This window comes from Streptomyces sp. NPDC056948, from assembly GCF_042674225.1.
Lineage (GTDB): Bacteria > Actinomycetota > Actinomycetes > Streptomycetales > Streptomycetaceae > Streptomyces > Streptomyces purpurascens.
The window spans coordinates 1-9,067 of the sequence record NZ_JBHUQX010000384.1 but is presented as its reverse complement, the minus strand read 5'-3'; the positions used below and the strand labels follow the sequence as shown (position 1 = coordinate 9,067).

The window sequence follows — 9,067 nt, the reverse complement described above, 5'->3', positions numbered from 1 at the left end:
ACCCTGCTGGCGACCGGCCGAATGTGGGAGAGCTGGGGCGAGATGTACGTCGTGGTGGAGCACTACCTGTCGTGGCACGTCTCCGGGGGGCTGCGGCGCAGCGCCCCACCCGTGGCCGCCGACGGCCCGGGCACCACCACGGTGCTCGCCTGCGTACCGGGGGAGAACCACACTTTGCCGCTGGAGGTGCTGGCCGCCGCGCTGTCCGAACGCGGCCTGCCGGTACGCATGTTCGGTGCCGCGCTGCCCGTCGAATCGGTCGTCGCGGCGGTGCGCAGGACCGGACCGGCCGCGGTGGGCCTGTGGGCGCAGTCCCGCACCACGGCCAGTCGGCCACTGGCTCAGCACGTGGCGGCGATGCAATGGGGGGTGCGCGGTGCCCGCAGGAAGCCGGTCGTCCTGACCCTGGGCCCGGGCTGGGCCGGTCAGACCCTCGCCGGGCTGCCCCATCCCCCCGGCCTGGCCGAGGCCCTCGCGGTGGTGGAGTCGGTCGTGTCAGGGCGGTGAGTCGCCGCGGGCCCGCTCCTGGCGTCGCACCTCGGCGAGGTCGGCGAGCCGGTCCAGGCCGCGCACGGCCCGGGTCATGCGGTGGTTGCGCTCCAGCCCGGAGCGGTGCCGGTCGAGGAAGGCCCAGTATCCCGCCGTGTAGGGGCACGCGTGTGCGCCGGTCCGGTCCGTGGGCCGGTAGACGCACGAGCCGCACAGGTCGCTCATCCGGTTCACATAGGCACCGCCGGACGTGTACGGCTTGGTGGTCATACGGCCGCCGTCGGCGTACTGGGACATGCCGACGACATTGGGCACCATCACCCAGTCGTAGCCGTCGACGAAGCAGCGGTGGAACCAGTCCGTGACCGCGGCGGGATCCCAGCCCCGCTGGAGCGCGTAGCTTCCGAGGATCATCAGCCGGGGGATGTGATGGGTCCATCCCGTGTCGCGTACCTGGGACAGCACCGTGTGCAGACAGCGCGCGTTCACGTCGTCCGCGTCCAGGTCGTTCCACCACTCCGGCAACGGGGCGGTGTGGCGCAGCGCGTTGGAGTTCCGGTAGTCCTCGCCGAAGTACCAGTAAAGCTGCCAGACGTACTCGCGCCAGCCGGCGATCTGCCGGACGAAGCCCTCCACGCTGTTCAACGGCGCCCGCCCCTCGCGCCATGCCGTTTCGGCCTGCTCGACGCACTCGGCGGGATCGAGCAGGCCCAGGTTGAGCGAGGACGACAGCAGGCTGTGGCTCATGACGGGGTCGGCGGCGAGCATGGCGTCCTCGTACGGGCCGAAGGCGGAGAGCCGGCGCTCGACGAAGCGCCGCAGCGCCGCCCGGGCCTCGGTGCGGGTCGCGGGGAACAGGCGTGGCCCGTCCCGCCCGACGAAGCACACGTCGCCGTCCTTCTCCCAGCGGTCGAGGTCGTGGCGGACCTGCTCGTCGATGTCGTCCTCGCGCGGCCGGTAGGGACGGTCGACCGGCAGGGCGGTCGCGTCACGGGGCGGCGGCTGCCGGTTGTCGTGGTCGAGGTTCCACCGGCCTCCCACGGGCTGGTCGCCGTCCATCAGCAGGTCGTGTCCGCGCCGGACCCAACGGTAGAAGTCCTCCTGCCGCACGCTCTTGCCGCCTCGACCGTCGGCCCACCCGGCGAAGGCGTCCATGGGCACCAGGAACCCGCGCGCCGGTCCCGTCGTGACGTGCGGCAGCGAGCGCACCAGCCGCAGCGCGGCGTACGAGGTCGGGTGGTGCACGGTCAGGGACCGGCCGTCCGCCGCCCGGGCGAGCCCTTCGCGGTAGGTGTCGCTGCGCACGTAGGTGACGCGGTCGCCGAGTTCGGCAGCCCGGTGGCGCATGGCGGACAGGACCAGGTGTGCCTTGGCCCGGTGAAAACGTCGGCGCCGGAACACCGACCGGGCCTCGATCATCAGCAGCGGCGCGTCACGGGCGAGACCGTCGTCCTCGGACGGCCGCAGGAAGTGCGGACCGAGCTGATCACCGAAAAGCCAGTGCATGAGGCACTCCTGCCGTCAGTCCCGGCCGCGCGCGTGCTTGAACCGTGCCAGGCCCTCACCGAGATCGATCAGCGGCTGCGGGTAATCCACCCGCGCCCGTTCACCTTCGGGCAGCCGCCAGGGCTCATGGATGCGGGAATCGGGCACCTCCCGCAGTTCCGGCACCCACCGCCGCACGTATCCTCCCGCCGGGTCGAAGCGCTTGCCCTGAACCACCGGGTTGAGGACGCGGTGGGGACGGGTGTCGGTGCCGGTCCCCGCGACCCACTGCCAGTTGAGCTGGTTGTTGACGATGTCGCCGTCCACCAGCAGGTCCAGGAAGTGCCGGGCGCCGATCCGCCAGTCCACGTACAGGGTCTTGACCAGGAAACTCGCCACCAGGAGCCGCGCCCGGTTGTGCATCCAGCCCTCGTGGCGCAACTGGCGCATGGCCGCGTCGACGACCGGATAGCCGGTGCGGCCGTCCCGCCACGCGGCGATGTCCTCGGCGGCCTCGTCCTCGGTCCGCCACCGGTCGTGCCGCGTCCGGTAGTCCTGACCGGCGGCGTCGGGGCGGGCCGCCAGCACCTGGTGGTGGAAGTCGCGCCAGCAGAGCTGCCGCACGAACGCCTCCGCCCCCGGCCCGCCGCGCTCCCGGGCCCGCTCGACCAGCTCCACCGGCGACAGGGCACCGAAGTGCAGATACGGCGAGAGCCTGGAGGTCGCGTCGCCCGCCAGATCGTCGTGCCGGTCCTCGTACTCGGACAGGCCGCTCCGCACCCAGCGGGTGAACCGGTCGCGCCCAGGAGCCTCGCCCCCGGTGGGCAGGCCCGGCGAGAGGCCGGACAGCTCGTCCCGGGAGGGCAGCGGCTCGCCCTGCACGGCGTCAGGGACGCGCACGATGCGCGGCGCGGGACAGACGTCCCTCAGCCGCTCCTGCGACCACCGGCGGAAGTAGGGGGTGAACACGGCGAAGTGGTCGTTGCCGGCGGGCGTCACGGCGCCGGGTGCGACGGCCGTGATGACGCTGTCGTGCACGTGCAGCGCCACGCCCTGCCCGCGCAGCGCGTCCCGCAACTGCTCCTCCCGCCGGTGGGCGTAGCCGGTGACGCCCGCCGCGAGGTGCACCTCCGCCGCCTCGCACTCCGCGGCCACCGCGCAGACCTCCTGGACGACCGGGCCCTTGCGGACGACGAGTCGGCCGCCGCACCGGCGCAGCGAGGCGTCGAGGTCGGCCAGGCAGTCGGCGAGGAAAGCGCTGCGGTTGGGCACGTCGAAGCCCGCCGCGTGGACACCGGGGTCGCGCACGAAGAGCGGCACCACCTCGTCCGCCCACGCCAGTGCGGCGCGCAGCGGCGGATGGTCGTGCACCCGCAGATCCGAGGTGAACAAGACGACCGCGACGGTCATGGCGACTCTCCCGGGAGTGCGATGCGATGTGGATCTCTACTGCCTGACTCTTCCGTCGCGGCGCGCGGTCCGGATGCGGCCGGGTCGCGGGCCGGCCCGGCGCGCGCTCATGCCCTTGGCGGCGGCCTGGGTGATGTTGCGGGCCATGCCGCCGAAGACGACGGCGTGGAACGGGGAGAGGGACCACCAGTAGGCGTGCCCCAGCAGTCCCCGGGGATGGAAGAGGGCGCGCTGCCGGTAGCGCGTGCGCCCCGCGTCGTCCGTCTCCGCGTACATCTCCAGCCACGCCAGGCCGGGCAGGCGCATCTCCGCCCGCAGTCTCAGCAGGCGGCCCGGTTCGATCTCCTCGACCCGCCAGAAGTCCAGTGAGTCGCCGGCCCGCAGGCGCTCGGCGTCACGTCGTCCGCGGCGCAGACCGACACCGCCGACGAAGCGGTCCAGCCAGCCCCGGACCGTCCAGGCGAGGGGGAAGGAGTACCAGCCGTTGTCGCCGCCGATGCCCTCGATCACCTTCCACAGCGACTCCCGGGACGCGTCCACCGAGAGGTGCCGCTCGTCCTCGTAGAGGCTGCCGCCCGCCCAGTCCGGGTCGGTGGGCAGGGGATCGCTGGGCGCCCCGGGCACGCCGGCGGACGACCAGCGGGTGACGACCTGCGCCTCCCGCACCTTGCGCAACGCCAGTGCCAGCGCCGCGTCGAACGGCAGCGGCCGGCCCGGAAGGTCGGGCACGTACCGCGCGATGTCGTGCTCGCGGCACACGACCTCGTGACGCAGCGACTCCGTCAGCGGCCGGGCGAGGGCGGCGGGCACCGGGGTGACCAGGCCGACCCAGTGGCTGGACAGCCTCGGGGTGAGCACCGGCACCGGCACGATGAGCCTGCGCCGCAGCCCGGCCACCCCGGCGTACCGGTCCATCATCTCCCGGTAGGTGAGGACATCCGGCCCGCCGATGTCGAACGCCCGGTCGACGTCATCCGGCATCGAGGCCGAACCGACCAGGTATCGCAGCACGTCCCGCACGCCGATCGGCTGAGTCCGGGTGTGCACCCAACTGGGCGTGACCATGACCGGCAGCCGCTCGGTCAGATAGCGCAGCATCTCGAAGGACGCCGATCCCGAACCGATGACGACCGCCGCCCGCAGCACGGTGGCCGGCACCGGCGCGTCGAGGAAGACGCGTCCCACCTCGGCCCTGGACCGCAGATGCGGGGAGAGGGACTCCTCGGGAACGCCCTGGGGTGTGAGCCCGCCGAGGTAGACGATCCGCCGCACACCGGCGGCGCGCGCCTGCTCGGCGAAGACCCGGGCCGCCCTCCGGTCGGTGTCCTCGAAGCCCGGACCGGTCCCCAGGGCGTGCACCAGGTAGTACGCGACGTCGACACCTCGCATCGCGGCGGCGACCGAGTCGGCGTCCGTGACATCGCCCCGGACCGTCTCGGCGTGCCCCGCCCAGGGGTGATCGCGAAGCTTGCCGGGGGAGCGGGCCAGACACCGGACCCGGTGGCCGGCCTGGAGCAGCTCCGGCACCAGACGCCCGCCGATGTACCCGGACGCTCCGGTCACCAGACAGTGCGGCCGTTGTGCGTCCCGTTGTCCGTCTGTCTCCACGATCGGCTCCTCCACGCGTGCGCTCCGGCGTTGCGGCCTCACTCCCTCGATCATGGCCGCAACGGCGGGACCGCGCCTGTCGCGGCGAAGCGAGAGGCCGCATTCGCTCTCACACGACCACTTCGGAGGCGTGGTGACCGACGGATGCACGACGCCGCCGAGCGGGCGTTCAGCCGGGCGGAGTGCCGGAGCCCGCCGCCCGGTCGGCCCGGCCTCCGGCGCCGAGCAGCCCCGTGGCCGTGAACGGCTCGTCGGAGGCGAGACGCGGCAGTTCCCGTCGCGACAGCCGCGTGACGACCGGTGGCATCGCCGCCCGCACCAACTGGGTGTACCGCAGCCAACGGGGCATGTAGACCGACGGCCGGCGCCGTTCGACCGCCGTGACCAGCCGGCCGGCGACATACGCGACGGGATACACCTTGCGCGCCGGCCGCGGCATGTGGCCGCGCAACTCCCGCAGCACCGCGTGCGCGTCGGCGTCGCGGACCATGTCCGTGTCCGTCCAGTTGATGTACGCGATTCCCACGCCCACATGCTGATGGGCGACCTCGGCCTGCAACGCGTGGGCGAACGACTCGACCCCGGCCTTCGACGCGCAGTAGGCGCTCATCATCGGCGCCGCCCCGATGGACGCGAGCGACGCGACCTGGAGGAAATAGCCCCGCGTGTCCAGGAGGTCCGCCAGGAACGTCCGCGCGGTGACGGCACTGCCGATGAGATTCACCTCGACGACCCGGCGCCAGACGTCGAGATCGGCCTCGGCGAAGGGTCCGCCCTCGGCGACCCCCGCGTTGGCGATCACCACCGAGGGCGGTCCGAACCGCGCACGGATCCCGTCGGCGGCGCGAGCCATCCCGCGCTCGTCCGTGACATCGACCTCCCAGCACTCGGCCACGCCCCGGAGGCTGTCCCGCACCCGGGCCAGCGTCCGCTCCTCACGGCCGAGCAGCGCCACCCTCGCGCCCCGGCGGCACAGCTCCCGGGCCATCGCCTCCCCGAGGCCACGCGCCGCACCGGTCACCACGGCGGTCCGACCGTGCAGGGGACTCTGAGCGACCGGCATGGGACGTTCCTCTCCGCGGCGGCGCTGGCCCGGCCCACGTTAGGCGCGGACCGGGCCGTCGGCACGCCGGGCATCCGGGCCTCGTCGCCGTTCCGGTCCATTCCCGTCAGGATTCGAGAAGCGCCGGTTCCGGAGCCGACCTAGCGTCGACGTCATGACTTCCATCGCATCCGTCACCCTCGAGGTGGCCGACCCCACCGACGCCGAACGCTTCCTCACTACCGCCTTCGGCCTGGGCAGCCAGGTACGCCTGCGGGCCTCGGAGACCCCGTCCACCGGCTTCCGCGGGTTCACGCTGTCGCTGGTGGTGTCCCAGCCGGCCAACGTCGACGCCCTCGTCGACGCCGCCGTGGACGCCGGTGCCGAGACCCTGAAGCCCGCCGCCAAGTCGCTCTGGGGTTACGGGGGCGTCGTGCGGGCCCCGGACGGGACGATCTGGCAGGTGGCCTCGTCGTCGAAGAAGAACACCGGCCCGGCCACCCGGCAGATCGACGAGATCGTGCTCCTGCTCGGCGTCGAGGACGTGAAGGCCAGCAAGCAGTTCTACGCCGATCACGGCCTCGCCGTGGCGAAGAGCTTCGGCGGCAAGTACGTCGAGTTCGCCACCGGGTCGGGTCCGGTCAAGCTGGCGCTGTACAAGCGCCGGGGCCTGGCCAAGCTCGTCGGCATCTCACCCGACGGCACCGGATCGCACCGGCTCACGGTCGACAGCGACGCCGGGACCTTCACCGACCCGGACGGATTCGCCTGGGCGACGGCGTCGGAGAACGCGTCGCTGTGAACCTGGTGTTGTCCCGGTCCGGCGCACGGCGCGCGACCTTACGGAGTCATGACGTACCGGCGAGGTCCCGTGGCGCCGCGCCGGTGCGGGCCTAGCGTGGCCTTATGCGCGTACTGGTCACCGGCGGTGCCGGGTTCATCGGGTCCCATGTCGTCGCCGCGCTCCGGGAGCGTGGGCACGAGGCGGTCGTGTGCGACGTACGGGAGGAACCCGGCGCCGACGTGCGGGATCCGGCGGCCGTCCGCAGCGCCCTGGCCGGTGTCGACGCCGTGTGTCACCAGGCCGCGATGGTCGGACTGGGGGACGGGGTCGCCGACGCGGCGGCGTACGTCTCGCACAACGATCTCGGGACGGCCGTGCTGCTCGCCGCCATGGCGGAGGCAGGTGTACGGCGTCTCGTGCTGGCCGGATCGATGGTGGTCTACGGGGAGGGGCGGTACGAGTGCCCCCGGCACGGGGGCGTACGGCCCGGGCCGCGTGCCGTCGCCGACCTCGACGCGGGCCGGTTCGAACCGGCGTGCCCGGTCTGCGGGGCGGATCTCGTCCCCGGGCTGGTCGGCGAGGACGCTCCGGCCGATCCCCGGAACGTGTATGCGACGACCAAACTGACCCAGGAGCATCTCGCCGCCGCGTGGGCCCGTTGCACGGGCGGGTCGGCGGTGTCGCTGCGCTACCACAACGTGTACGGGCCCGGCATGCCCCGCGACACCCCGTACGCCGGTGTCGCCTCCTTCTTCCGCTCGGCGCTCGCCCGGGGCGAGGCACCGCGCGTGTTCGAAGACGGGCGGCAGCGGCGGGACTTCGTACACGTCCGCGACGTGGCGGAGGCGGGCGCCGTGGCGCTGGAGGCCGAGGCGCCCCGGGGCGTGCTGACGGCGTACAACACCGGCAGCGGCGACCCGCACACCGTCGGCGAGATGGCGCGGGCGCTGGCCGCCGCGTCCGGCGGGCCCGATCCCGTCGTCACCGGGGAGTACCGTCTCGGGGACGTACGGCACATCACCGCGGACTCGTCGAGGCTGCGGGACGGGCTGGGGTGGAAGCCGGAGGTCGGGTTCGAGGAGGGCGTGGCGGAGTTCGCACGGGCCGGGATGCGGGGCTCGTAGGAGCCGGCTCCGGGGCTCGGCTCGCGAAAGACCGGTGGTGCTGCCCGTGTTCAGGAAGCGGCGGCGGGCAGCACCACCTCGAAACGGCAGCCGCCCGGGATGTTGCGTACGGTGGCCCGGCCCTGGTGGGCCTCCACGATCCCCCGGACGATGGCGAGGCCGAGGCCCGCGCCGGCCGGGGGCGTCCGGGCGTGCGTGCCGCGCCAGCCGGTGTCGAAGACACGCGGCAGATCCTCCTCGGGGATGCCTCCGCAGGCGTCCGTCACCGACAGCACCACGCCCTCGGCGGAACGTTCCGCGGCGATGGCGACCGTACCGTCGGCCGGGGTCCGGCGGATGGCGTTGACCAGCAGGTTGCCGAGCACCCGGCTCATCTCCTTGCCGTCCACCTCCACGGGTACCGGCTCGACACGGTCGCCCACCAGCCGCACCCCGTGTGCCCGGGCGAGCGGATCGGCTCCCGCCAGCGCGTCGCCGACCAGGTCGTACAGGGAGATCCGGGCGAGGGCCAGGGGAAGGGTGCCGGCGTGGATGCGGGAGAGTTCGAATAGGTCGCCGACCATGTCGTTGAGGCGTTCGACCTCGGTGCGTATCTGCTTCAGATAGCGGTCGGGGTCGGCGGCGACGCCGTCCTCCAGCGCCTCCGACATGGCGCGCAGACCGGCCAGCGGAGTGCGCAGGTCGTGCGAGATCCAGGCGACGAGTTCGCGCCGGGAGGTCTCCAGCGCGCGTTCCCGATCCCGGGACTCGGCGAGGCGGGCGCTGGTGGCGGCCAACTCGCGGCTCAGGTCCTCCAGTTCGGCGGTCGTCGGTCCGTCGGGGGCGGCGAAGTTCCCGCCGACGCCGAAGGAGCGTGCGGCCATGGCGAGTTCGCGGCTGCGGGCCACGACCCAGCGGCCCAGCAGCAGCGCGGTGGCGAGGGAGACGACGGCCGCCATGGCGACGACGGTCGTGACGACGCTCAGGTCGTGCGCCGACAGGAACATCGCCCAGGCGACGGCGAGGGTGCCCGCGAGCATCGCGACGACGCCGACCGCCGCGACCACGGCGAGCGAGGCGGTGAGCGAGCGGCGGCGGATAACGCGCAGCCCGCCCCCGCCGCGCCGGCCCGTTGCCGCGGCGACG

8 protein-coding genes are annotated in these 9,067 nt (G+C 73.3%); 3 read left to right on the top strand and 5 right to left on the bottom strand.

What is annotated here, in order from left to right:
• The coding region (locus tag ACFTZL_RS35230; protein WP_382591514.1) for a cobalamin-dependent protein at positions 1-507 on the top strand (507 nt) is incomplete at its 5' end.
• On the opposite strand, the gene ACFTZL_RS35225 is transcribed toward ACFTZL_RS35230, so the two are convergent.
• The 4 genes from ACFTZL_RS35225 to ACFTZL_RS35210 form a co-directional block, all read right to left on the bottom strand.
• Positions 496-1,995, bottom strand: coding sequence for a cryptochrome/photolyase family protein (locus tag ACFTZL_RS35225; RefSeq protein WP_382591512.1), 1,500 nt, complete (start codon positions 1,993-1,995; stop codon positions 496-498). The genes ACFTZL_RS35230 and ACFTZL_RS35225 overlap by 12 nt on opposite strands.
• Positions 1,996-2,010: 15 nt before the next feature.
• The gene (locus tag ACFTZL_RS35220) at positions 2,011-3,384 is read right to left on the bottom strand and encodes a cryptochrome/photolyase family protein (RefSeq protein WP_382591510.1); all 1,374 of its coding nucleotides are present in this window, start codon (positions 3,382-3,384) and stop codon (positions 2,011-2,013) included.
• Between the two features lie 36 nt (positions 3,385-3,420).
• Positions 3,421-5,046, bottom strand: coding sequence for an SDR family oxidoreductase (locus tag ACFTZL_RS35215; RefSeq protein ID WP_382591507.1), 1,626 nt, complete (start codon positions 5,044-5,046; stop codon positions 3,421-3,423).
• 115 nt (positions 5,047-5,161) lie between these two features.
• The gene (locus ACFTZL_RS35210; protein ID WP_382591504.1) at positions 5,162-6,055 is read right to left on the bottom strand and encodes an SDR family oxidoreductase; all 894 of its coding nucleotides are present in this window, start codon (positions 6,053-6,055) and stop codon (positions 5,162-5,164) included.
• Between the two features lie 154 nt (positions 6,056-6,209).
• Here ACFTZL_RS35210 and ACFTZL_RS35205 point away from each other — a divergent pair, with 154 nt between their 5' ends.
• On the top strand, positions 6,210-6,836 hold the full coding sequence (locus tag ACFTZL_RS35205; protein WP_382591501.1) for a glyoxalase: 627 nt from the start codon (positions 6,210-6,212) through the stop codon (positions 6,834-6,836).
• Positions 6,837-6,940: 104 nt separating this feature from the next.
• Positions 6,941-7,942 carry an NAD-dependent epimerase/dehydratase family protein gene (locus ACFTZL_RS35200; RefSeq protein WP_382591498.1) on the top strand — a complete coding sequence of 334 codons (1,002 nt, stop codon included), beginning with the start codon at positions 6,941-6,943 and terminating at the stop codon, positions 7,940-7,942.
• 50 nt (positions 7,943-7,992) lie between these two features.
• On the opposite strand, the gene ACFTZL_RS35195 is transcribed toward ACFTZL_RS35200, so the two are convergent.
• A partial coding sequence (locus tag ACFTZL_RS35195; protein WP_382591495.1) for a sensor histidine kinase occupies positions 7,993-9,067 on the bottom strand: 1,075 nt, incomplete at its 5' end.